Source organism: Paenibacillus periandrae, from assembly GCF_022458865.1.
Taxonomy (GTDB): Bacteria; Bacillota; Bacilli; order Paenibacillales; family NBRC-103111; genus Paenibacillus_S; species Paenibacillus_S periandrae.
The window spans coordinates 32,653-55,955 of sequence record NZ_JAJNMU010000009.1 but is presented as its reverse complement, the minus strand read 5'-3'; the positions used below and the strand labels follow the sequence as shown (position 1 = coordinate 55,955).

Annotated in this window: 22 protein-coding genes and 1 pseudogene; 8 read left to right on the top strand and 15 right to left on the bottom strand. The window is 44.2% G+C overall.

The window, feature by feature from the left end:
- Window positions 1-99: 99 nt before the first annotated feature.
- A complete protein-coding gene (ppdK, locus tag LRL21_RS16125; protein ID WP_240416833.1) occupies window positions 100-2,799 on the bottom strand; it encodes a pyruvate, phosphate dikinase in 2,700 nt (899 codons plus the stop codon).
- A complete protein-coding gene (locus tag LRL21_RS16120; protein ID WP_240416832.1) occupies window positions 2,786-2,959 on the bottom strand; it encodes a GapA-binding peptide SR1P in 174 nt (57 codons plus the stop codon). The genes ppdK and LRL21_RS16120 overlap by 14 nt, the downstream gene beginning before the upstream one ends.
- A 405-nt stretch (window positions 2,960-3,364) precedes the next feature.
- Here LRL21_RS16120 and LRL21_RS16115 point away from each other — a divergent pair, with 405 nt between their 5' ends.
- Window positions 3,365-4,912 (top strand): LTA synthase family protein, encoded by a 1,548-nt coding sequence (locus tag LRL21_RS16115; protein ID WP_240416831.1) that lies wholly within the window; start codon window positions 3,365-3,367, stop codon window positions 4,910-4,912.
- An 82-nt stretch (window positions 4,913-4,994) separates the two neighbouring features.
- Here the strand turns inward: LRL21_RS16115 and LRL21_RS16110 are convergent, their stop codons facing one another.
- Window positions 4,995-5,897, bottom strand: coding sequence for an AraC family transcriptional regulator (locus LRL21_RS16110; protein ID WP_240416830.1), 903 nt, complete (start codon window positions 5,895-5,897; stop codon window positions 4,995-4,997).
- 126 nt (window positions 5,898-6,023) lie between these two features.
- Here LRL21_RS16110 and LRL21_RS16105 point away from each other — a divergent pair, with 126 nt between their 5' ends.
- The 5 genes from LRL21_RS16105 (at window position 6,024) to LRL21_RS16085 (ending at window position 10,716) form a co-directional block, all read left to right on the top strand.
- Entirely contained in the window at window positions 6,024-7,100 is a 1,077-nt protein-coding gene (locus LRL21_RS16105; RefSeq protein WP_240416829.1) for a Gfo/Idh/MocA family protein, read from the top strand.
- A gap of 131 nt (window positions 7,101-7,231) precedes the next feature.
- Window positions 7,232-8,308, top strand: a complete 1,077-nt coding sequence (locus LRL21_RS16100) for a Gfo/Idh/MocA family protein (protein WP_240416828.1) — start codon at window positions 7,232-7,234, stop codon at window positions 8,306-8,308.
- 21 nt (window positions 8,309-8,329) lie between these two features.
- Window positions 8,330-9,178 carry a sugar phosphate isomerase/epimerase family protein gene (locus LRL21_RS16095; protein WP_240416827.1) on the top strand — a complete coding sequence of 283 codons (849 nt, stop codon included), beginning with the start codon at window positions 8,330-8,332 and terminating at the stop codon, window positions 9,176-9,178.
- 243 nt (window positions 9,179-9,421) lie between these two features.
- Window positions 9,422-9,802, top strand: a complete 381-nt coding sequence (locus LRL21_RS16090; RefSeq protein WP_240416826.1) for a response regulator — start codon at window positions 9,422-9,424, stop codon at window positions 9,800-9,802.
- On the top strand, window positions 9,802-10,716 hold the full coding sequence (locus LRL21_RS16085; protein ID WP_240416825.1) for a cyclic di-GMP-binding domain-containing protein, MshE-related: 915 nt from the start codon (window positions 9,802-9,804) through the stop codon (window positions 10,714-10,716). The genes LRL21_RS16090 and LRL21_RS16085 overlap by 1 nt, the downstream gene beginning before the upstream one ends.
- A 185-nt stretch (window positions 10,717-10,901) precedes the next feature.
- Here the strand turns inward: LRL21_RS16085 and add are convergent, their stop codons facing one another.
- From add to LRL21_RS16060, 5 genes are all read right to left on the bottom strand, one after another.
- On the bottom strand, window positions 10,902-11,942 hold the full coding sequence (add, locus tag LRL21_RS16080) for an adenosine deaminase (RefSeq protein WP_240416824.1): 1,041 nt from the start codon (window positions 11,940-11,942) through the stop codon (window positions 10,902-10,904).
- 253 nt (window positions 11,943-12,195) lie between these two features.
- Window positions 12,196-12,594: a VOC family protein gene (locus LRL21_RS16075; RefSeq protein ID WP_240416823.1), complete on the bottom strand. Its 399-nt coding sequence runs from the start codon at window positions 12,592-12,594 to the stop codon at window positions 12,196-12,198.
- Between the two features lie 40 nt (window positions 12,595-12,634).
- Window positions 12,635-13,657 carry a FecCD family ABC transporter permease gene (locus LRL21_RS16070; RefSeq protein ID WP_240416822.1) on the bottom strand — a complete coding sequence of 341 codons (1,023 nt, stop codon included), beginning with the start codon at window positions 13,655-13,657 and terminating at the stop codon, window positions 12,635-12,637.
- A complete protein-coding gene (locus LRL21_RS16065) occupies window positions 13,654-14,736 on the bottom strand; it encodes a FecCD family ABC transporter permease (RefSeq protein ID WP_240416821.1) in 1,083 nt (360 codons plus the stop codon). Before LRL21_RS16065 ends, LRL21_RS16070 begins: the two co-directional genes overlap by 4 nt.
- Window positions 14,733-15,752, bottom strand: coding sequence for an ABC transporter substrate-binding protein (locus LRL21_RS16060; protein WP_240416820.1), 1,020 nt, complete (start codon window positions 15,750-15,752; stop codon window positions 14,733-14,735). The genes LRL21_RS16065 and LRL21_RS16060 overlap by 4 nt, the downstream gene beginning before the upstream one ends.
- Window positions 15,753-15,951: 199 nt before the next feature.
- On the opposite strand from LRL21_RS16060, the gene LRL21_RS16055 reads away from it, so the two are divergent.
- Complete coding sequence (locus LRL21_RS16055; protein WP_240416819.1) at window positions 15,952-16,119, top strand: SE1832 family protein; 168 nt, start codon at window positions 15,952-15,954, stop codon at window positions 16,117-16,119.
- Window positions 16,120-16,458: 339 nt separating this feature from the next.
- Here the strand turns inward: LRL21_RS16055 and LRL21_RS16050 are convergent, their stop codons facing one another.
- On the bottom strand, window positions 16,459-16,746 hold the full coding sequence (locus LRL21_RS16050; protein WP_240416818.1) for a hypothetical protein: 288 nt from the start codon (window positions 16,744-16,746) through the stop codon (window positions 16,459-16,461).
- A 333-nt stretch (window positions 16,747-17,079) separates the two neighbouring features.
- On the opposite strand from LRL21_RS16050, the pseudogene LRL21_RS16045 reads away from it, so the two are divergent.
- Window positions 17,080-18,235: pseudogene (locus LRL21_RS16045) on the top strand (IS110 family RNA-guided transposase).
- A gap of 111 nt (window positions 18,236-18,346) precedes the next feature.
- Here the strand turns inward: LRL21_RS16045 and LRL21_RS16040 are convergent.
- The 6 genes from LRL21_RS16040 to LRL21_RS16015 form a co-directional block, all read right to left on the bottom strand.
- The gene (locus tag LRL21_RS16040; RefSeq protein WP_240416817.1) at window positions 18,347-18,508 is read right to left on the bottom strand and encodes a hypothetical protein; all 162 of its coding nucleotides are present in this window, start codon (window positions 18,506-18,508) and stop codon (window positions 18,347-18,349) included.
- Window positions 18,509-18,659: 151 nt separating this feature from the next.
- Complete coding sequence (locus tag LRL21_RS16035; RefSeq protein ID WP_240416816.1) at window positions 18,660-18,839, bottom strand: hypothetical protein; 180 nt, start codon at window positions 18,837-18,839, stop codon at window positions 18,660-18,662.
- A gap of 303 nt (window positions 18,840-19,142) precedes the next feature.
- Window positions 19,143-19,505, bottom strand: coding sequence for a hypothetical protein (locus LRL21_RS16030; RefSeq protein ID WP_240416815.1), 363 nt, complete (start codon window positions 19,503-19,505; stop codon window positions 19,143-19,145).
- On the bottom strand, window positions 19,502-20,662 hold the full coding sequence (locus LRL21_RS16025; protein ID WP_240416814.1) for a polymorphic toxin-type HINT domain-containing protein: 1,161 nt from the start codon (window positions 20,660-20,662) through the stop codon (window positions 19,502-19,504). The genes LRL21_RS16030 and LRL21_RS16025 overlap by 4 nt, the downstream gene beginning before the upstream one ends.
- A 15-nt stretch (window positions 20,663-20,677) precedes the next feature.
- Complete coding sequence (locus LRL21_RS16020) at window positions 20,678-21,940, bottom strand: IS110 family RNA-guided transposase (RefSeq protein ID WP_240416813.1); 1,263 nt, start codon at window positions 21,938-21,940, stop codon at window positions 20,678-20,680.
- Window positions 21,941-22,273: 333 nt separating this feature from the next.
- Window positions 22,274-22,846, bottom strand: a complete 573-nt coding sequence (locus LRL21_RS16015; protein WP_240416812.1) for a helix-turn-helix transcriptional regulator — start codon at window positions 22,844-22,846, stop codon at window positions 22,274-22,276.
- Window positions 22,847-23,303 lie beyond the last annotated feature (457 nt).

Sequence of the window (23,303 nt, the reverse complement as noted above, 5' to 3'; positions counted from 1 at the left end):
TTAAGTAAAGAAAAGACAGATCGAAGTCGTTCTTCGTCTGTCCTTACACAGCTTTATATAAGTTCATGCTTTAAGCCTCGCAAGCTGAGCTGGAGCATCTTAAAGAACAGCTGCCGATAGAAGCTTGGCATGTACCGAGTCTGGCTGACCAAACAACAGCTGTGCCTGGGCGGCAGCGATTCTTGCTAACGGCACCCTGAACGGAGAGCAGCTGACATAATCCAATCCGGTTTGATGACAAAAGAATATCGATTCCTTGTCACCTCCGTGCTCACCACAAATACCGGTTTTCAACTCAGGCTTGATCGCCCGTCCTTTGTCCACAGCCCAGCCTATAAGCTGTCCGACCCCATCCGTATCCAATACCTGAAAAGGGTTGTGAGGTAAAATATCGTGATGGATGTAGTGGGTAAGGAACTTCCCTTCCGCATCGTCGCGGCTGTAGCCATAAGTCATTTGCGTTAAATCGTTGGTACCGAATGAAAAGAAATCTGCATATTGAGCAATTTGGCCCGCTGTGAGCGCTGCCCTCGGCACTTCTATCATCGTGCCAATCTTATAGGGAACTTGCAGCTTTTCTGGTCCTAGTATCTGTTCAGCTATCCGTTCGACCAGTATTCTCATCGATTTTAGTTCATTGGCATGACCTACGAGAGGAATCATAATTTCCGGAAGCACCGTGATCCCCTGTGCTCTACACGCAAGTACGGCTTGAAAAATAGCAATCGTCTGCATCTCATAAATTTCCGGAAACACAATACCTAAGCGGCAGCCTCGTTGACCGAGCATCGGATTCATCTCTTGCAAGTTCCTCACCTTACGAATTAAAGAATGCAGGTCAATGTTGCCTTCGGCTTGATCCAATTCGGACAAAGCCCATTTTTTTCGTTCCTGTTCAATCAGCAGCTCATCCAGCTTCGGAAGAAATTCGTGCAGCGGCGGGTCCAGAAGACGTATCGTGACAGGGAACCCGTCCATAGCACTAAATATACCTTCAAAATCACTTTGCTGCATAGGAAGCAGCTGCTCAAGCGCAATTCGACGATCTTCCAGACTGTCGGCAAGAATCATCGCCTGCACAACCGGCAGTCGCTCGGCTGACATAAACATATGCTCTGTTCGACAGAGCCCTATTCCCTCTGCACCAAACTGCCGCGCCTTCATTGCATCTTCCGGTGTATCGGCATTGGTACGCACCTTTAAGGACCGTACCTCATCCGCCCAGCTCAGCAGCTCATCCAACTCAGCACTCATCTGCGGCTCCTTAAGCGTAACAACGCCACAGATGACACGCCCTGTTGATCCATCCAGCGTAATCCAATCCCCTTCACGGATGATCGTATCACCTGCGATACATTCACGTGTATCCGGATCGATCCGAACCTCTTCACAGCCGCATACACAAGGCTTGCCCATTCCGCGTGCTACTACCGCAGCGTGGCTCGTCATCCCCCCGCGGCTCGTAAGCACACCTTCGGCTGCGATGACACCATGAATATCTTCCGGACTTGTCTCTGAGCTGACCAATACCACACGCTTGCCGGCTGCGACCCATTCTTCAGCCGTATCGGCGTCGAATACAGCCTGCCCCGTTGCCGCTCCTGGTGAAGCCGGCAAACCAACCGCCACTACGTCCAGCTTAGCACTCTCGTCGATTGCGCGGTGAAGCAGTTGATTGAGGTGATCCACTTCAATCCGCTCCAATGCCTGCTTGCGATCAAGAATCCCATCTTTAACGAATTGTACCGCCAATTTGACAGCTGCCTGTGCCGTTCTTTTCCCGGTACGAGTCTGCAGAATGAACAGCTCTCCTTTTTCCACGGTAAACTCGATATCCTGTAAATCCTTGTAATGCATTTCAAGTCGGTTGGCGATTTCTACCAGCCTCGTATACACTTCAGGCATTTCCTGCTCCAGCTGTGCAATTGGCAGCGGCGTTCTCACACCCGCCACCACATCCTCACCCTGAGCATTCGTGAGGTATTCGCCATATAAGAGATTATCGCCTGTGGATGGATTTCTAGTAAACAGCACACCGGTACCGCAATCCTCCCCCTTATTTCCGAAAACCATGGACTGGATATTAACGGCTGTTCCCAACGTATCAGGAATACCATACACTTTGCGGTATACCATAGCCCGCTGATTGTTCCAGGAGCGGAACACAGCTTCAATGGACAGCTCCAGCTGTTTGTACACATCCTGAGGGAACGTAGTTCTTGCTTTACGTTCAATTAAATCCTTATACTGCGCAATCAATTCCATCCATGCTTCTGCCGGAATATCCTTGTCTTCATTATAGGCATGTAATTGTTTAAAATGATGCAGCTGTTTTTCAAAGTGGTAACCATCGATATCCAAAACAACATTTCCAAACATCTGAATCAGTCTCCGATAGCAGTCATAGGCAAACCGGGGATTCCCCGTATTTCTCGCAAGAGCATCCACTGTTACATCATTAAGTCCCAGATTTAAAATCGTATCCATCATGCCAGGCATGGAGTTGACCGAGCCTGAGCGAACAGAGACCAGAAGCGGATTGTCCCTGCCACCGAATAACTGATCTTTTTTCAGCTCAATCTGCTCCAAACCTTGACGTATTTCTGTCCATAATCCTTCCGGTAAAACTCCGCCTTCAGCATAATACTGTCTGCAAGCTTCTGTTGTAATGGTATAGCCCGGAGGTACAGGCAGGCCGGCATTGGTCATCTCTGCAAGATTGGCCCCCTTTCCGCCCAAAAGCGTTTTCATTCCAGCATTCCCTTCATGAAAATGCAGGACACGTTTAGCATTCAACATGGGTCACTTTCTCCTTTTGATTCTGATTGGAGATACAGCTCGAATTCTCACAAACACCGTAAATAACAGTCACTTTTTCCGTATCCAAAGTATCAATGATGCTGTCGCAATATTTGCAAATGATAGTACCAAGCTCTATACCGCTGTTACTCGATTCCATATCCCCATCACTCCTCGATTGATTTATAGCGCATAATCGCTATATCATTGTGACCTACCCAATCAAACGTGCCTGTCAAGTACTCTAAAACAGAATATACACCTCAAATAATATATACCATATATAATATTATGACGCAATATATAATTTTAATCATTATTTACGAGTTATTTATTTGATTAAATCCGAAAATATATCATTAGTACATTCTTTATAAGTCTTAATCGCTCTTTTATGACACAACGTTTAAACGCATTCCATCATGTAGTGTCCAGCCAAAGTTAATCGCATGTCCAAGCTTTCAACACAAAAATGGAAGCGCTTATAATTTTTTTAAAAAAACCACTTCATTCCAGCAGCATCATGCTATAATGTCTTTAAATTTGTTGAGCAGGAGCGTTTACCATGGTGAAAAAGCGATTCATTGTTTTGCGTACAGCAGCTTTTGTCCTGGTTGCCTCTCTTTGTGCTGTTCTCAGCACCTCCTCGTCGGACTCGGAACGCACACATCCGCTGCAGCTTGTCGATAAAAGTACAGAGTGGACTGCTGAGGAATTACAGCAAAACCCTAATATCATCATCGTCTTGAGTGAAGCATTCTGGGACCCTACACAAATACCAGGACTTAAATTCAGCAGGGACCCGATCCCAACCTTTCATGCCCTTCAGGAAAAATTTACGCACGGCACGATGCTTTCACCTCAATACGGCGGGGGCACTGCCAATGTAGAGCTGGAGGTGTTATCAGGCAATTCAATGCGCTTTCTGCCCCCTGATGAAATTGCCTATGAAAAGGTTATCGATCATCCTGTTGACTCCATTGCCAGTATTTTGGGACGCCAAGGCTATAAATCCACGGTTATTAGTCCGTTCTACAATTGGTATGTGAACAGCGTGAACGTGTACAAGCGTTTCGGATTCTCACATTTTATTCCATTGGAATTTTTTGATCCGGATGAATATGTCGGTCCCTATATCGGTGACCACGCCGTTGCTAAACGAATTATCGAAGAGAGCAAACGCAGCAGCGGTCCAGATCTTATTTTTGCAAATACAATGGAGAATCATTATCACTACTGGGCCAATAAATTTAAGCGCAACAGCATTAACATTCGAGGCAATATGTCAGATGATGCGATATCGATTCTTGAAACTTATGCACAGGGAGCCAGTGGTGCCGACTCGATGCTAAAGGAGCTCGTCACCTACTTCGGCCAGTTGAAGGAGCCTACCATTCTCGTCTTTTTTGGCGACCATCTTCCCCATTTGGAAACGGATTATTATGTGTATCAGAAAAGCGGCTACATTCAAGGTCCCGATGATCCGAATTTCCTGGAAAAGATGCACATGGTCCCTCTTCTGGTCTGGAACAATTATTTGACTGAGGGTCAGGAAACGCTACGAATGAGCCCCTCCTTCCTGAGTCCTTATATCCTTAAGCTCGCAAAGCTGCAAGGCAGTACTTATACTGATTTTTTGTACAACTTATCTAAAAAAATTCCTGTTATACCGCCTAAAAACTATTATGAAGCGATGAAGATCGATGAAAACGATTTGGTGGAGTATCAGGAGCGCCAGCAAGCTATTCTAGCGAAAACCGAGGAAACCGAGGATGCTTCACAGCCTTATACAATTGGCTATGGTGATCCTGTTATTGAGTCTGTATCACCCGATAGCCTAAGCGTTGGTGAAGGCCTCGTAGCAGACTGGATCAAGTCCATGACGCTTTTGGTCAAAGGAGGCCGGTTCGGACAAGGCAGTGTCCTGTACGCGGACGGAGTACCGCTCCCCACGGTGTGGCAAACAGAGGATAGCTTAAGTGCATCCCTACCCAAGGAGATGGCGGCAAATCTCGGAGCCCTGCAGCTGCAGGTTCGTGTGATCGATAGTCAAGAGCATGTACTCGTCCAATCTCCGAATTATACACTGCCGATAACACCAAAAAAGCCATAAAGCGGATGAAGACACAAGCATCCCCTATCCGTAAATGACTTCAATTGTATATGCTGTACGTGAATATGGATCCAGGCTGCGGTTACCGTTGATCGGTGAGCTGCAGCTTATTTTGTTTGCGAAATATGGCCGGGGTTACCCCCTTGCTTTCCTTGAAAATGCGCGTAAACGTGTTATAGGAGCCATAACCTGTTTCTAAAGCAATATCCAGTACGGTCATTTCCGTTGCGATCAACAGCCCGCAGGCCTGACGAATTCTCACCTCATGGACGAAAGAAACAAAGTTTTGCCCAATCGTTTTTTTGAACAGCTCACTCAAATATGGGACGCTGAAGCCAAAACGTTGAGCCAGTCCCGATAACGTCAGGTCCTCGCGGTAATGCTCGTGAACGAATTGTATCGCCTTCCAAATATCACCACTAGACCTCCCTCGTTCTCTTCCCTCTGTTTTTATTACCTCGTTCACCGTATCCATAAGCTGCGCACTTCTTCTCAGACGGTCAAACCTGACCAGAATTTCTGTCAGCTTGACCTTAATCAGCGCGTGCCTCCATATTTGCTCGTCATGATACTCCTCGTACAGCTCCTTCAGGATCTCCTGGAACTTCTCCTGCTCCCCGGCAGGCACCTGTACGTAAGGCAGCAGTTCACGTTCCCCAAATGTTTCAACAGATCCCGGCAGCTGCTCGGAAGAGTTATATAAATGTATGCCAAAATTGCAGTTATACAATCGCAGCGGGTGCTCAGGTTCCGAGTGTATTGAATGAAATTGATAGGGCATGACTAGTGTAAACGTACCAGGCTCCATCGGATGCTGAACTCCATTAATAATTTCAAACCCTCGGCCCTCAATGACATAAGAGAACTCCAGAAAATCGTGGCGATGTGAGCCAAAATCCCGTTTCAAATGATTAATCTTGATATGAAAAGGCAGCTCGGTATCCATATTTGGATAATGGGTTAAATAAACCGGCACTACGGGCATATGGCTGTTCACTCCTGCTGAACATTTATCATGTTCATCCTTAAATACAATCCTAGTTTTATACGTCTACATCTTACTATATAATGAAATGGTATCACAACTTAATTCAATCGGAGGTTTCTTACAATGATTACAAATGAAAAAATCCGTCTCGGCATTATAGGGGCGGGCAATATCGCTAACGTTCATATTACTATGTTCAAGCAGCTGCCTGCCGAAGTGGATATTGTTGCCATAACCGATTCTTATAATCCACTAGCGCAACTGCGAGCAGCTGAGTACAGTATACCCAAATGCTATATGACCTCTGAAGAACTGATTCAGGATCCTGATATTGATGCTGTCGTGATTTGCGTTCCGAATCAATGGCATGCCCCGCTGGCGGTACAAGCCTTAAGAGCCGGCAAGCATGTGCTATTGGAGAAACCGATGGCCATCGATGTTCCTTCTGCCCGTGAGATCGTCAAAGCTCAACGCGAAACAGGCAAAGTCTTGATGATCCCTCACCAAATGCGTTGGGAATGGCTTCCTCTTCAAGTCAAGGAGCAGGTTGACAAAGGTGCGCTTGGCCAAATATATAATGCCAAGGTAGGTTGGTTCCGCCGCAAAGGCATTCCCGGCTGGGGAACCTGGTTTACGAAGCAGGAGGAATCCGGGGGCGGCCCGCTCATTGATATTGGTGTGCATATGCTCGATTTGGCTTTCTTTTTCATGGGAGATGTGAAGCCTGTATCCGTCTATGGCGCAACCTATGCCGAGTTCGGACCGAAGAGACGCGGAATTGGTACCTGGGGAACCCCCAACTGGAACGGATCTTTTAATGTTGAGGATCTGGCTACCGCTATGATCAAGATGGACAACGGAAGCACTTTGACCATCGAAGTCAGCTGGGCTGTACATATGGATACGGACAGCAAGCAGTTCGTCCATTTGATGGGCTCGGACGGCGGCGCTTCGATTCGCGGCACTCAAGGCAAGCTGCTCACCGAAACCTTCGAGCGAGCCACCGAAGTAGAGCTGGTAACACCGGCGAACGATGAAGGCGGACGAATCCGGCTTAGCCGCCATTTTGTCGAATGTATCCGTGATGGCAAAGAACCGACAACCCCGGCAATGAGTGGATTTACGAACAATCTGATTCTGGATGCCATCTATAGATCTTCACAGACAGGCCATGAGGTCATTCTCGACTGGTCACTTTAAACCATAAAAATAAAGTCTGCTGAAAAAATGGGATAACCTCCGTAAAAAATGAAATGTTTTTTACACGCTTACATTTTATGATAAATGAAGCAAGTGTAACTCTATTTCATAATTAAGCGGAGGCTGTTACCATGACCATTAGCAACAAAATAAGGCTTGGTATTATCGGATCAGGCAATATCGGCAACGTCCACATGAATATTTTCGGTCAATTGAAAGATGATGTTGAAATCGTCGCTTTAACTGATCTGAACTACCCTTTAGCGCAGCAGTGCGCTGCCAAGCACGACATCCCAACTGTCTATAAAACTAATGACGAACTCATTCAGGACCCTAATATTGATGCTATTGTTATCGGTGTTCCTAACCAATGGCATGCACCTCTGGCCGTACAGGCTCTGCATGCAGGTAAGCATGTGTTATTGGAAAAACCGATGGCTATCAATGCCCAAGCGGCACGTGAAATCGTCAAAGCACAGCACGAAACCGGCAAAGTGCTGATGATTCCACATCAAATGCGCTGGGACTGGCTGCCGCTTCAGGTGAAGCAGCAGATAGATAACGGCTCGATCGGCAGCATCTACAACGCCAAGGTGGGCTGGTTCCGACGTAAAGGGATTCCGGGCTGGGGTACCTGGTTTACCGATCACCAACAATCCGGCGGCGGCCCTTTGATTGACATCGGTGTGCATATGCTCGATTTAGCATTCTTCTTCCTTGGGGATGCCAAGCCTGTATCCGTATTCGGTTCAACCTATGCTGAATTCGGTCCAAAAAAACGCGGAATCGGCACTTGGGGAACTCCGGATTGGAGCGGAAGCTACAACGTTGAGGATTTGGCAACCGCAATGATTAAATTGGATAATGGCAGCACCTTGACACTGGAAGTAAGCTGGGCGGTACATATGGACACAGACAGCAGCCATTTCATTCATCTGATGGGCTCCGAAGGTGGCGCTTCTATCGTTGGCAATAAGGGCAAGCTGCTCACTGAAACCTTTGAACGGGCTGCAGAAGTGGAATTGATTACTCCTGAGAAGGATGAGGGCGGGCGTATTCGCTTAAGTCGTCATTTTGTAGAGTGTATTCGTGAAGGCAAACAGCCGGACACTTCGGTTATGACCGGATTTACAAACAACTTAATTCTCGATGCCATCTATGAGTCTTCACGTACAGGTCACGAAGTTATCTTGGATTGGAACTTATAGAACGCAGAAGGAGGAGAATCCATGTTAAAAGCACTTACACGAGCTGGCATTGGCGCTGTTGGCAGCATTCAGGATTTTGTACGCGCCGCTGCAGAGCATGAGTTCGAAGCTATCACAGCCGGAGGTACTGAACTGGAGGAATGGCTAGCCCAGGATGGCGCTGAGTCTGTGAACAGCTTTCTTCGTGAGCAGGGCATTCAGATTGGCAGCATCGGGCTGTCCGTACAATGGCGCAACAGCGAAGAGGAGTTCCGCAGCGGACTTGCTCGTCTGGCCAAGGATGCGGAAGCGGCAGCGGCCGTTGGCTGCACAACCTGCACGACCTACGTGCTGCCGTCCACGGATCACAATGCAGCCCATTTTATGGCACTCGCAACCCGTCGTTTGCGCACATGCGCACAAATTCTGGCGCCATATGGCATACGCTTCGGACTCGAGTTTGTTGGACCGCACCATTTGCGGACTCGCTGGGCCAATCCTTTTATCTGGGGCTTGCAGGAAACCCTCGATTGGATCGATGCCATCGATGAACATAATGTAGGCTTGTTGTTTGACAGCTACCACTGGTATACCAATGGATTAGGTGTTGACGATATTCTGCGTTTGAACGCCAGTCAGATCGTATTGGCACATATTAATGATGCACCTGATGTTCCTCTGGCCGAAGTATTGGATAATGGACGCGTCTATCCAGGTGAAGGTGTTATCGATTTGGCTGGCTTCTTACGCGGGCTCCACCAAATCGGATATACCGGCTTGGTGGCACAAGAAATATTGACGCCACAGCCTGCCACAGAAACAAGCTCAGTGCTGCTTAAACGTTCGCAAGAAGCTTTCCGCAAAGTATATACAGAGGCAGGCTTACAATAAGCTCACAGATTCAGATCATTGAATAAAATAGATACAAATTAGAAGGGGCTCTCACAAGGAGTCTCTTCTTTTGCTTCATTATTCCTCAACTTCCCCGTTATTGGAACTTATTTCGCCATTATCCCCATCCACTAATCCAATTTTCCACTTGTCTAATAATGATTAATGTAATATTATCTAACATATAAAGTATCATATACGTAAGATTATATTAGAGAAGCAATAGCTGAGGAGTGGAAGTCCATGTATGATTTGAAAATTTTGTTATGTGACGATTCAATGCTTATTCGCAAAAAGCTAAAGGGAGCCTTGTCCGAGCTCGGGTTCACCAATCTGTTTGAAGCCATCGATGGTGAAGAAGCTGTCACGCTATGCCGAACCGAGCAGCCAGACCTCGTCCTTCTGGATATTGTAATGCCGAAGAAAGATGGCATTGAAGCGCTGCAGGAAATCAAAATTATCGACCCCACAATCCATGTTGTCATGGCCTCTTCCGTAGGTACGCAAAGCAATTTAATTAAAGCGCTCAAGCTGGGAGCCGACAACTTTTTACAAAAACCCATTCAGGTTGAAGTCATTGTCGACATTGCAAAAAAAATCGTTAAGGATCGGGGTGTTCAGTAATGTTCGCACAATACTTCGGACAATTTCTATTAAACCGTTCCCTCGTAACTGCATCCGCGCTGGATCAGGCTTTGTCGGCACAAGCCGAAACGAGAGTCAAGCTGGGCGCACTTGCCATTAACAAAGGCTACATGACCCCCGAGCAGGCAGAAAAAGTACACCAGACCCAAACCAGAATGGATAAAAGATTCGGCGAAATCGCCGTCGATATGGGCCTCTTGACTGAAGAAGTCGTTACCGAATTATTGTCCTCACAGCAAAGCGCACATCTGACTCTGGGACAAGCATTGATTGACCAAGGAACGATGAATTATGAAACCTTTAGCACAGCTTTGATCTTATATAAAAAGGATTATAGTCTGACCGATGATCAATTCGAATCCATTGTAAACGGCAGCATCGAAGCACTCGTGGAATCCATTTTATTGAAGCAGAATATGATCTTGGAGCAAGCCTTAACCGATTATATCAGCTTGTTTGCCAAAAATATGATTCGTTTCATAGATAGCCATATTCGCATTGAGATCATCCCCACAGATTCAGCGGCAGTATATGAATGGACAGCTTACCAGTCTTTAATCAGCAGCGATCGATCCTTATCCCGAGTTACAGCGATCAGCGCTGCAGAAGCCTCTTTCCTGCAGTTGGCTTCTATCTACGCCCAAGAATCGATTGAAGAGCCCGGAGAAATGATGGAAGCCTCCGTCGGAGAATTACTCAATTTACATAACGGCATTTATTTGGTGAATTTGTCGAACCGGGGCATCGAGCTTGATTTGGAGCCCCAAGCCGTTGTGAGAAGCACAGCCTTCAGCCCAGGCTCCCCTATAAAGGTCGTCCTGCGCGCGCTCGGCCCACTCGTTCAGTTCGACTTAATTCTTACCGATTTAAACAAGCTTGCCGAGTCAGCTTGAATCATCATGCTTAATCGAATATGTGTCATCATCATAAAACCTCGAACCGCTATGATCAACAAGCAAGCGGATTCGAGGTTTAGTGATGATAGGAGCCGAAGCTACTACAAGTACCCGTGTTTCTTGTAATTCTCATAAAAAAAGCACCTCAAAGGGATCTTGAAGTACTTTTCAACGACTTTAACTTAAACACCCATGGCTTTGAATTTACTAAGCAAATCCAGCTTGAGAGCCCTCTTCTCGTGCCCATCCAAAAATGCTGAATCCACGCCATTCATCACCAATGCAGACAGCTCAGGCAGTGTAAAACCAAACCGTTCGTTCAGGACCCTGTACTCCTTCGTAATATTCGTTCCGGATACGATCGGATTATCCGTATTGACGGTTATTTTAATACCGCGATCAAAATAATCACGAATCGGGTACTTTTCCCAGCTTGGGACAGCTTTCGTTTGAATATTACTTAACGGGCACATTTCCAACGGTATTTGTTGTTGAACGATCATCTCCAGAATCGCGGCATCCTCTCTCAGCCTCACTCCATGCCCGATACGGCAAGCTCCAAGATTCGTCACAGCCTCTTTAATATTATCAGCCCCTGCCGCTTCTCCAGCATGAATCGTGACAGGAATCCCAAGCTTGTGAGACAGCGCGAACACCTCCCTGAACAACTCAGGACCATAGGAGGCTTCATCTCCGGCCAGATCGACAGCTCCAAGACCTTTTCCTATATATGCAGCAGCAGCTTCGATCACTTCCAGGTTATCTTTATTTGAATGATTTCTCATACAAATCGCAATAACTCTCGCTTTCACCTTAAATTGCTGCTCACCACGCTTTAGTCCTTCAATAACATAATGAATCGCCGCTTCCACAGATAGCCCATTATGGCGATGAAGCTGCGGGGCAAATCGCACCTCGATGTAAGCACAATTATGAAACGATGCTTGCTCAACAATTTCATAAGCAACGCGTTCCAATGCCGCTCCTGTTTGCAGAAAACGGGTTGTAAAATCAAATTTACTCAAATATTCAGCCAGACTGCTGCAGTTCTCATCGACCTGCATATAAGGCAGCAGCCCTTGTCTGTCGGATACAGGTAAAACAATCTCTTGCTCCTCAGCCAATTCCAGAATAGTTGAAGGATTCACGCACCCATCCAGATGCAAATGAAGATCAACCTTGGGCAGTTTAAGCACAGCATCGTCAATTTTGTCATTTTCCAAGTTGATCACTCCATGTTCTCGAAAATAAATAATTGAACTTACTGTAAACTAATGTTACTTATATGTCAATATATTTAACATTATATTCAAGAGATAAGTTTTGATGCAAAGTTACGCCTTCTACCTCCAAAAAAAGACCCCTTGCGGGGTCTCCGAAACACTTGTATTTCTCCTTACAGCATCTTATAGGTGCTCGCACTTCTATGTGCGCCTCGCTGTTGTTCCATTCCAAATCACTAATTTCAGACCAGGCTCAAGATGGCTCTGTAACAATCTGCCAGAACACACCATATGGGTCTTGAAGACGACCGAACATCGATCCCCAGAACATTTTCTGAAATGGCATAATCACACTGCCACCTTGTGACAAGCCTTCAAACACTTGACGCGCTTCCTGTTCTGTTTTGTATTCCAATCCGATATCAAGTCCTCCACCGCGCTGGACGGGTTCAGAAACCGAATCTGCCATAAATAGGACAAGGTCTGAAGTTTGCATCACCAAATGCATGACTTTATCTTTCATTTCATCGCTGACATTAGGTATTTCCGCAAAAGTCTGAATACCTACGATCCTTCCGCCCAATGCTTGGGCATAGAAGGCTGCTTGCTCTCTTGCATTTTCACAGTAAATGTACGGGTACAGCTTGGCCATTCACGAATCACTCTCCATAGATTACTAAATCAAGTACATATCACTTCTTCGTCAACAAATACAGGAAATAAGGGGCACCAACTGCTGCGGTAACAATACCAACAGGAATATCTACCGGCTGGGCAATAATACGCCCAATCGTATCCGAAATCAGAACCAGGATAGATCCGATAATTGCCGCTGAGGGCAGCAGAACCTTGTAATTCCTGCCAATCGTTAATTTGGCCAAATGGGGGGCGATTAATCCCACAAAGCCAATACTACCGGCAACAGCTACACAAGAACCCGCCAAGCCTACTGCGATCGCCATAAGGACGATTCTCTCCTTTTGAACAGACAGCCCCACTCCAGCCGCTATGTCCTCACCCATATACAACAGGTTAATCCGGTGAGCCTTGTAGATTGCATAAGGAATCAGCACAACGATCCAGATCAGCACCGCAACCACATAACTCCAATTTGTACCCCAGATGCTGCCGGACAACCATATTTTCACAAAATCATAATTGTAGGCATTCATCCGATACGTCAGGAATAGCATGGCAGCACTGATTCCGGCCCCCGTAGCAATACCTACGAGCAGCAGACGCATCGGAATAATTTTACCATCCTTATAAGCCAAAGTAAAAACGAATAATGCAGCTACTGCTGCGCCAATAAAGGCCATCAATGGCAGCATATAGATCGGTGCCAGTTGGATTTTACCATAAAAATACGCGATGTACAGCACTACGCCCAAGCCTGCTCCGGCGTTAATGCCAAGGATACCCGGGTCCGCCAAGCCGTTCTGCGAAATGCCCTGCATGATAGCACCGGACACTGCAAAACCAGCACCTACCAGCATCGCTATCACAATTCGCGGCAGTCGAATATCAAACATAACAATAGAGGATTCCCCGGTGCCATACCCTGCTAGTGTGCGAATAACTTCCATCGGCGCGACCCGAATTAATCCGGAATTCAAGCTGATCAGAAAAGCTGCAAACAGCAGCAGGAACAAGAACAGAAACTTGCCAATCAGCTTGGGTGCACGCATGTGATTCCCTACAATCGGTTTCATCATAAGCTGCCTCTGCCTCCCCTTCTTGCCAAATACAGAAAGAAAGGAACCCCTAACAATGCTGTCAGGATGCCTACAGGTGTCTCCAAAGGAGGATTAACCCAGCGCGAAACTGTATCCGCCATCAACAAAAACCAGCCTCCAAACATACCCGAGCACGGGATCACCCAACGATAATCGACACCGATGAGGAAACGTGTCACATGCGGAATAATCAATCCGATAAAACCAATAGGTCCCGCTACAGCCACCGCTGCACCTGTAAGCGCAAACACCGTAAGCGCCCCCAGGAACTTGACCCACTTCACTCTCTGACCAAGACCGGTTGCCACTTCTTCACCTAAACTCAGCATCGTAATATTTCTTGAAATCATGATAGATATGACGAGACCAACAACAGCCCATGGCAAAATCGTCCATACATGCAGCCACTTTACACCCGCTATACCAGCGGCGTACCAATACATGACCTCTTGCGCGATACCAAAGTAAATCTGGATCCCCTCCGACAAAGCAGCCAGCAGCGCACTTACCGCCGCCCCGGCCAGTGCAAGCTTCACATGCGAGGCTTGCTCCGAGCCCTTAAATGAGGCCAGCATCCCAACACCATATACCGTCATAGCTCCAAAAGCGGCTCCGAGCATCGAAATGACAATCATCAATTGATACGACAAATGCGGCAGGAAGGCAAAACCAATTACCAAACCAAAACGTGCCCCGGCCGATACCCCTAATAAGCTTGGACCGGCAAGTGGGTTGCGTGTCATTCCCTGCATAATCGCTCCGGATATAGCAAAACAACCGCCTACAATAATCGCTGTAACGGCTCTTGGCAGACGAACGGAAAGCACGGTATAATGCTGAACCTGATTTTCGTCATAATGCAGTATCGCCTCCCATACGGTAGACAATTGTATATTCGCCGCCCCCGTCGTGATGAACAGAAGCACGCCAATGATCATTCCGACACTTAACAGCAAAATAAGAAAAGAAGGACTTAGCCTTCTTTTCTTAGCTTGATTCAATGAAGCCGATGGATCGGAATAAGTATGGGATTCACTGATTTGAGTGTCACGACTCATCCGCCCAATAGCTCCTTATTAATTTCATCCACAAATATATTGTACATAATCAATCCGAAGCCTGTCTTGGTACCACGAATTGGCTTCATGTACATATGCTTGTTTTGCACAGCCTTGAGGTTCTTCCACAGCGGGGTTGCGATCGCCTCATTCATTTTAGCCACATAATCCGGTACATTCGTATCTAACAGGAAAATATGGTCAGGGTTGATTTCCGGCAGCTTTTCAAGAGCTATTTTTATTTCGCCATCTTCTTCAGGCAGCCCGGCAGGATATTTCAGACCCAGCTGTGTATAAGCAATTTTGCCCAGTGGGCTCTTGCTGCCCATTACACGCGTATCTTTATCTGTAACCTTAACGAACAGAACCGTTTCATTTCCCAATTTCGGTACTAATTTATCTTTTAAAGCTTTTGTTTTGTTGTCAAATTCCTGCAGCTTGGTTTTGGCTAGTGCTCCCTTGCCGACAGCCTCTCCTACGCTCAAAAAGACTTTATTCCAGTCTTCCTCCATATCCTTGGTCGCATAAACGAGCGTTGGCGCAATCTTGGCTAACGCCGGATACGACTTGGAATGATTCTTCTCTTCTCCAAAGATCAGATCAGGCTTGAGCTGCAGCACCTTCTCCAGATTGGGCGCGGATGATTGACCTACAGATTCTGTTCCCTTCAATAAAGGTGTGCTGTAAGGTTCAAAATCGCCCGCCTCTCTCACGACAGATCCAACAGGCGTAATTCCAAGTGCTAACAAATGATCGGCAAAATGCGGAGTTAACGCCACAACGCGTTCAACACGTTCAGGCACCTCAGTTTGACCCATGACATGCGTAATTGTCGTTTTCTTCTTTTCAGCTGGTGCGGCTGCAGGTGCTGAAGCTGGTGTTGCAGGAGCCGTAGATTCAGCAGGCTTGGCTGCCGGTTTGGCTGCTTCCTTCATTGTGTTGTCCGATCCGCAAGCGCTTAATAAAATCGATAATAAAAATGTAAGAACGATAGCAAAGGAAATTCTTGTTTTCATCTTGTTCGCTAGACCCCTTATTATGTATTGATTGCATTGATGATAATGATTATCATTAGCACCAGTATAATTTACAAAATCTTAACATGTCAATAGCTAAATTTCACAGCGTAGCACCCTCTGCGCCATGCTTTACAAACCGCTTCATTTTGCGTAATCTAATTCAAGACCAACTTATAGAATAGAGGAGCCGCACAGCATGACAAAGGATCAAATCAAGGCAAGAATTGCCGAATTAAAATACGATTACATTCGTATTCAAGAGGATATTGAAAAAATGGAGTCCACAGGCGGCAGCATGACGAATGCTGAACGTCAGCTTCAAGCTATTGAAGATGAATTAAAGCTGCTTCATCAGCAGCAGTGATTTTTGGAGTAGCTACACTGCTCTCTTTCGTTTTCATAGATGCACCACATAACATTTTCCTTTCCTGAATCGTACTATGAGCGTGATAGCTTGCTTTGAAAAATGATGACCATCCTTTTTATATGTAAATCGCTTAGCAGCTGAAATCTATTAGCTGTTTTGATGCAACATTATATGCGCCGCCAGCGTCTTAGCGCTAATTTGCGTTGTTAGCGATACAGTGGCAAGAATAGCATGTCAAAAAGAATACCACAATACGAGAGTTAGTCGCATAGTGGTTAAAATGTTAGGTACTAATGGTTCTTTTACAGACTCTCTTAAGGTCTAATTAAAAGAGTATCATGTTATTTTTATAACTGTTCCTTTTCCAATGATTTTCCCACCATAATTCAAATTAAATTCATATTGTGGGACAATAATATTTTTATAATTCTCAGCATATGGTAGTTGAATAGTTACTACATAGACTATGCCTCTCTTAATTGTATCATCTGGATCAACCAAATTAACTGCACACATTATAAGTTCTCCATTAACATCAAATGATGGCATCATTCCTGAACGTCCGTCTCGATTCATACCGCCTTCTTCAGATGTTAACAAACGAATTTGAGCCTCTAGTATCATCTAGTATGATACCCACCTTTCTAGTAAATATGATCAATTGAACCAATTATTGAATTATTAAATAAACATACATGATCTCTCGCTCGCAAACCAAGCATGAAAATTTCAGCAAGTTTAACCTTTCTATCATCATCCAATACTGTTAGTAACATGGTGAAGTAATACGTTTCTTTTTATGGTGGTCTACCCCGTCAAATAAACCGTATGGATTTGCTCTGTGCACAAACCTTTGCCAGCTCTGAGATGCCCATTTCAGAGAACTGCGAACAGAAAAATGCTACAGCTCGAGCCCATCCATCACCATGCTATTATTCTTGTTGGAGGTTGCATGTTATGGAAGTATTGTTGCAAAACTGTGCAGGTATGGATGTACATCATGAAACGATTGTTGTTTGCACTTTGAATACGGATGCCGATGGCAATGTGCAGAGCGAAGTGCGAACATTCGGTACCCTGACGAAGAATTTGTTTGAGCTATTAAAATGGCTAGAAGCCAAGACAATTACTCACGTAGCTATGGAAAGCACAGGCATCTACTGGAAACCGGTATATAACATCTTAGAAGGTTATGTTGACGTAACTTTAGCCAATGCGCAGCGCATTAAGAATGTTCCCGGTCGCAAAACCGACGTCTGTGATGCAGAATGGATTGCAAAGCTCTTACGCGTAGGTCTTATTGAGGCGAGTTTCATCCCCTCTGAAGATTTGCGGGAGATGCGCGACTTGTGCAGATTACGTAAAAAGCGTGTTGGCAATCTAACGGCAGAGAAAAACCGCATTCAAAAATATTTAGAGTCTTGTAATGTAAAGCTCGGCACGGTGATCTCGGATGTGTTTGGCGCATCTGGACGCAACTTACTCGGACGTCTTGTCGGGCAAGGATATGTAGATGCTCATGATGTGGATGAATGCTTGAAAGGCTCCATTAAAAATAAGAAAGAGCAGGTCGCTGACTCCCTGTTTGGCACAATGACACCGCATCAAATGGAGCTCATTCGGGACTGTTGGGAACATATAGAGTTTCTTGAAAAATCGATAGCAAGCCTGGAAGGTAAGATCGATGAACATTTACAACCGTATCGAGAAGAGTATGAGTTGCTACAAACGATTCCAGGTGTGAGCGTAGCGACAGCTGCTGTACTCATTGCCGAAATAGGTGTGAACATGGATCAGTTTCCAACAGCCGTACATTTATCGTCATGGGCTGGTGTCGCCCCTGGTAATCATGAGAGTGCTGGTAAAAAAAAGTGCGAAGAGCGTAAAAGGCAATACTCACGCAAAAGTTGCATTATGCGAAGCAGCATGGGCAATCGCTCGCTCAAGAAACACAGAACTTTCGACAAAATTCTGGAAGATTGCGTCTAGGCGCGGCAAGAAAAAGGCGTGCATTGCTATGGCGCGAAAAATAGTAGTGATCAGTTATCACATACTTAAGAACAAACAACCGTATATCGAAGGCGGTCCAAAGCGAGTCCCTCAAGCAAGCTAACTTATTAGAATAACCCCAGTAACCAACTTTCATACAAGGACCTGATTCGGGTCCCGGGCATCCTATTGTCATTTTTCTAAAATCCTGCAACTTTTCAAAGACGAGATCCGATCAAGCGTGCATTATGATTTTCACAGAAAAATCGAGCATTTCTGGTTGAACTGTAACTGAACCTGATTTTAAAATATGTCTATCTACTTGTGTATGATCTAATTGATACTTATCATTAGAACCGAGAAAGCTAATTTCATCTCTTGCTAACTTTCTGCTCACTGTGTTTCACCTCCTATGTCGGAAAAAGGATATTTTAAGGTCTTTATCTTGTAATCCTCTTAAATTCTTCATCTTTAACAAGATTTCAGAATTTAAGAGGGAGTGGCTGTGTTGTCACTCGCCACACCTTGTTTGGTTTACCTGACTTCATTTATTGCTTTGGAATCACCAGAATGTCATCTTTGGCTTTATTGTGCTTGGATATAAATTTATGCGGATTGGCCAGTTTGTGATGAATAGAGCCGTATTCTTGCGCTTCTGGAATATGCATATGCTGATGATACCAGTAGTCAGGAATTGTAAATTTCAGAATATGAGAATGCCAGTTCATGGTGCTTGGGTAATATTGGTTAGACTTTGTAGCATGGCATTCACAAGAATCTGCTGGAAAGCTTGATCTATACTCACATAAAAATATGAGCTATCCAGAGCAGCTTTTAGGCGCTTCGATTGTGATGGCCATAGATTTTATCGCCTGTCATGCTTAAATGATCTGGAACTAAACTCAGTCTCTTCTGGATATATAAGATGAGCTGATACTCTCTGAGCGGTTATTTGTGTTCTTAGCGATACAACGACGAAAAAAGAAACCCCAAGAGAGTTATTAGCTCTACTTGAGGAAAATATTACCACATTAGATTATATTTTGTATGATTTCAAATTCGAATTTTTCACAAATAAACGAAAACGTTTCATATTCTTCTTCAATCACCTTATAGTTAATACCTTCTATTTGATCTTTTGAAATATCATCAATTGTAATAATTAATTTAAAAAGGCCTTCAAAGTCCCTAATTTTTAAATTTCTCACACCTAAAAAGGTTATTAAGAATTTTTGATTTCCTTCATAAAGGGGATAATCACATGAAGTAATCTTTAATGTATATTCTGAAGATCCAATTCCACTAAGATTACGATATAAATTAAATGATTGTAAATATCCGAATTCCATTTGCTTCTGATAAAAATCTGATATTAAAACAGTGGACTTTGTCATGGTCTATATACTCCTTCTTTATGACTTTCGATTTCTTTCGGGATCATCCCTGGCCCCCACTTATACACATGAAAATGAGTATTAGGTTTGCCTTGCGCCTTATTTCCAGCATTATAATCAGTTCTACCTGTTAATCTTCCATACTGATCATAATGAGCTTCCCAAGGCTCAACTCTTCCCTGGTCATTAATATATTGCCCACTTAAATTACGTATTCCTGGAGTAACTTGATATGGCGCTTTAGTCGAAAAGTACTCACTACAATTTGAATTATGCACCCAAATCCCAAGGTCACCGACGAAGTAAGTGTGGAACTTATCTACAGTCATATTATAAACTGTAACCTTCCTACGCTCCAACTCAATGCTATCAATAATTAATTTTTCTCCGTTACTCTGAACAAGCAAGTCACCGACTTTGAGGTCTTTGACGAATGTCCATCCTTTCCCATCCACCCAGAATGGATGATTGAAGGTCGCTTCAATGGTTTGGTCACCCACATGGATTTTGTAAATTTCATCAGTTTCGTGGTTAAATGTCGCCGTTACCTCTTTATAAGCTACTTCACCTGTTACCTCATTTTTAGAGAGTACCAAATCTCCAACTTGTATTTCTTCAATTGGTTTCTCACCTTTTTCTGTTTTAACAAGCGTACCAGCTGTAAAACAATTACATTCAAGGATACCAATTGGAGTTAAAGAAAATCTTTTCCCCTCACCACCATCTTCTTGGGTTATTATAGGAACACCATTTTCAAATCCTGTGAACGAAGCAATCCCATCACCACAATCAACATAACTACATGCGTTGTTTCTAATCTCCATATTGCCTTCATGGAGGCTATTGAGAGTGTCTGAATATTTTTCACAGTTGTTAGCTTTACTACAAGCGTTATATATGTCCATGTACCCATTACTATTATTACTTAATGTTGTTTTCTCGAGAATAAATTTATCATACCCGTCCTCATCTGTTATGCAGGTACCTCCTGCATTGGGACAAGTAGCATGTCCTGTTGGATCAACATTTGTTAACGGATTATTATGCACATACGTATAAAGATTCAAACTCAGCGGATTGCTTATATCCCCTTCATACGTATCCTCTTTAATAAAGCGTTCATATGGAATAAAGAAGGCGGTAATCAGAACTTCCAATTACCACCAATTGTATCATCCTGCTTGCTTTATTTGCACCGCTCGCTTTACATATTCCGTTTTATTCTTCATCATGGCATAGATCACATTAACCAATTTCCGCATGATACATATAATTGCTTGCGTCTTTGTTTTCCCTGCCACTAATTTCTGCTGATAATACAAATAGTAGTATGCGTTATTGGGCTCACCACTTCCACGTTTCGTCCCAATTTGCCTACAGGCAAGCCTGTAAAACAACTCATGCAAAGCTCTGTTTCCTTGTTTGCACTTGTAGTGCTTGTGCCTATCTCCCGAACCATACTGAACAGGAGCAATGCCTGCAAAATTAGCAAGCTTGTCTCCATTACTAAATCGTCCAATATTTCCAATCTCAGCTACAAATGAAGCTGCCGTAACAATATCGACTCCATACATCGTGTCAAGTTTATAGCCTGTTTCCGCTACTAGAGGAGACAGCCGTCCCTCAATTGCCTGCATTTCTTCTTTACAAATACGTATACGTCTAATATGACTCTTTATAATAAAATCTCTCTGTTCTTGATAGTTGCGCTTGGTCGAACCATCTTCATGAACAAGTTTCAATATCTTCTCTGCACTTTTCAAGGAGCAGGCGTAATTACTGGGTACAAGTAAGAACTCCCTTAGTCCTTCAACAGTCACCGCATCCAAATGGTGCGGCGCTGGATAACGGTCAAAGAAGGCTAAAGAGGTCTTCCCATCCAATTCGCTAAAGAATTTCCTATAACTTGGATAGTGGTGCGCTATTTGAGAATGGAGTTGATTCAATAGGATACGATGCTCATTCGCTATGGCTGTTCGTGTAGTCACCAATTGAGCAATCACCCAATAATGGTCAATGGGATTCGCGTTCGGCAAGCTTTCGAGCTTATCTACTAACACATTACCGACACATTCCGCATCCCATTCATCCGACTTCTTTGAAATAGGGCTGGCTTTCCTCACACCATTAGCAAGTGCAGGATTGACTTCCTTCACGATCTGTTTCTGCTCGACGAGGTACACCGCTAATGCTCTCCCCAGACCGCCAGTGTCCTCTAAACCGTACATTGCCTTCATGCCTTTTTTCAAATATTTTTTTACTTCCTGCATCAACAAGTGGAAAGCACTGGGCTTGTTATCAAACTTAAATTCACCGAGTTTCCTCTTAAATCCGTTGAGGAATACCGCAACATGCTGCCTTTTATGAAGATCAATGCCTACAAAAATATGCGTCAATCGTACTAATTCATGTTCTTCTTGATTTACATCAGCCATTATTCTGACCTCCTTTTCGTATGTATTAGCCTTGACCTTGAATGCTTATTGAGAAGAAGGTTCACATCCTTATTTCAAGTGGTCGAACCACAAAGATACCTAAGTGATATCCTTCTCCGTATAAGCATTCAAAGTCAGTTTGTTTTAGGGGTTTTTCTAGTCGGTCAAGGGCATGATCCCTCATTACTTTTTCGTTACTTTGTAAGCTACCACCACATCGCATTTTTCAATATTGGACGTAAGTCAACCAGGCTGGCTGGTATATTACACGCATGTTTTTAAATTGTCAATAATGGATATTACAGGTAAATAAATCTATTCTGACGGATTCTCTTATCTATGTTTCTCATAAAGATCAGCAAGACCAACAAAGAACGGATTGCTTTCGTTACGGTTAGAATCTGAATCGGTTAAAAATTGAATCACCCTTTGGAGAAACTCTAACTTATAGGAATCTTCCTCCAAATAAAGCATCATGTTCTTACCCAGAACAACTTGATCTTGGTAACTTAATGCCTTTGAGAAGTTTTCATTAACAAAGGATTCAATTTTAGGGTACATGCTTCGCTTCCATGAGAAACGATCATTAATGGCATCCAGCTGTTGATCGCTTAATGAATCATTATCCTCAAAGCTAACTAAAACATTTCCATTTTGTTCTAGCCTTGCTAGTTCTTGCCGAACAGTCGTTAGCTTTATTTTGTCGGTATTCAAGTGCAACGCTAATACATCATCCTCACTCACACCGAGCAGATTTGCAATTTCCTTAACACGCTTTTCAGGAATTTTGATGTTAACGTTGTTCTCCCATTTGTTCACTGCTGTTATCGTCACACCTAAAGCATCGGCAATAGTCTGCTGACTTACATTGCGTATTTTACGAATAGCTTTAATGTTATTTTTCATCGCGGATCGTCCTCCATATTTAAGCTTATGGATGAAGTATATCATTTTATTTTCCGTTAGTCAAGTCTTATTGACTTGACTTGATGTCACAATATGAACTGGCGCATCGTATCAAGACACTCTGGCACCTACAGGCTTCCGTCAATCGAGTCAACAATTTAGCCGCGGTGCATGAACATTGCCACAGACAGATTAACAGCAAAGAGGATTATGCCGTATGATTCGGAAGAATCACGTACGGTGTGAAGGAGGGCGAAAAGGAGAGCAGACCAAGTCGTATTGAAGACTCTCCTTAGCTATTCCTATATATTACGATTTTTCAACAAGAACTTTTGACTGTCCAGTCAATAATTTAGGAATCTATAGTAATATTTAAACAAACTCAAAAAGAAGTAGCCACTTTGCTACTCCTTCAACCAATCGCTATTCCCTTTTGTACCACATATTAAACCTCTAT

Bases quoted from the DNA above. Each gene is read 5' to 3' on its own strand.
- ppdK (WP_240416833.1), bottom strand. From the start codon at position 2,799: ATGTTGAATGCTAAACGTGTCCTGCATTTTCATGAAGGGAATGCTGGA.
- LRL21_RS16120 (WP_240416832.1), bottom strand. From the start codon at position 2,959: ATGGAATCGAGTAACAGCGGTATAGAGCTTGGTACTATCATTTGCAAA.
- LRL21_RS16115 (WP_240416831.1), top strand. From the start codon at position 3,365: ATGGTGAAAAAGCGATTCATTGTTTTGCGTACAGCAGCTTTTGTCCTG.
- LRL21_RS16110 (WP_240416830.1), bottom strand. From the start codon at position 5,897: ATGCCCGTAGTGCCGGTTTATTTAACCCATTATCCAAATATGGATACC.
- LRL21_RS16105 (WP_240416829.1), top strand. From the start codon at position 6,024: ATGATTACAAATGAAAAAATCCGTCTCGGCATTATAGGGGCGGGCAAT.
- LRL21_RS16100 (WP_240416828.1), top strand. From the start codon at position 7,232: ATGACCATTAGCAACAAAATAAGGCTTGGTATTATCGGATCAGGCAAT.
- LRL21_RS16095 (WP_240416827.1), top strand. From the start codon at position 8,330: ATGTTAAAAGCACTTACACGAGCTGGCATTGGCGCTGTTGGCAGCATT.
- LRL21_RS16090 (WP_240416826.1), top strand. From the start codon at position 9,422: ATGTATGATTTGAAAATTTTGTTATGTGACGATTCAATGCTTATTCGC.
- LRL21_RS16085 (WP_240416825.1), top strand. From the start codon at position 9,802: ATGTTCGCACAATACTTCGGACAATTTCTATTAAACCGTTCCCTCGTA.
- LRL21_RS16075 (WP_240416823.1), bottom strand. From the start codon at position 12,594: ATGGCCAAGCTGTACCCGTACATTTACTGTGAAAATGCAAGAGAGCAA.
- LRL21_RS16070 (WP_240416822.1), bottom strand. From the start codon at position 13,657: ATGATGAAACCGATTGTAGGGAATCACATGCGTGCACCCAAGCTGATT.
- LRL21_RS16065 (WP_240416821.1), bottom strand. From the start codon at position 14,736: ATGAGTCGTGACACTCAAATCAGTGAATCCCATACTTATTCCGATCCA.
- LRL21_RS16060 (WP_240416820.1), bottom strand. From the start codon at position 15,752: ATGAAAACAAGAATTTCCTTTGCTATCGTTCTTACATTTTTATTATCG.
- LRL21_RS16055 (WP_240416819.1), top strand. From the start codon at position 15,952: ATGACAAAGGATCAAATCAAGGCAAGAATTGCCGAATTAAAATACGAT.
- LRL21_RS16050 (WP_240416818.1), bottom strand. From the start codon at position 16,746: ATGATACTAGAGGCTCAAATTCGTTTGTTAACATCTGAAGAAGGCGGT.
- LRL21_RS16035 (WP_240416816.1), bottom strand. From the start codon at position 18,839: ATGAACTGGCATTCTCATATTCTGAAATTTACAATTCCTGACTACTGG.
- LRL21_RS16030 (WP_240416815.1), bottom strand. From the start codon at position 19,505: ATGACAAAGTCCACTGTTTTAATATCAGATTTTTATCAGAAGCAAATG.
- LRL21_RS16020 (WP_240416813.1), bottom strand. From the start codon at position 21,940: ATGGCTGATGTAAATCAAGAAGAACATGAATTAGTACGATTGACGCAT.
- LRL21_RS16015 (WP_240416812.1), bottom strand. From the start codon at position 22,846: ATGAAAAATAACATTAAAGCTATTCGTAAAATACGCAATGTAAGTCAG.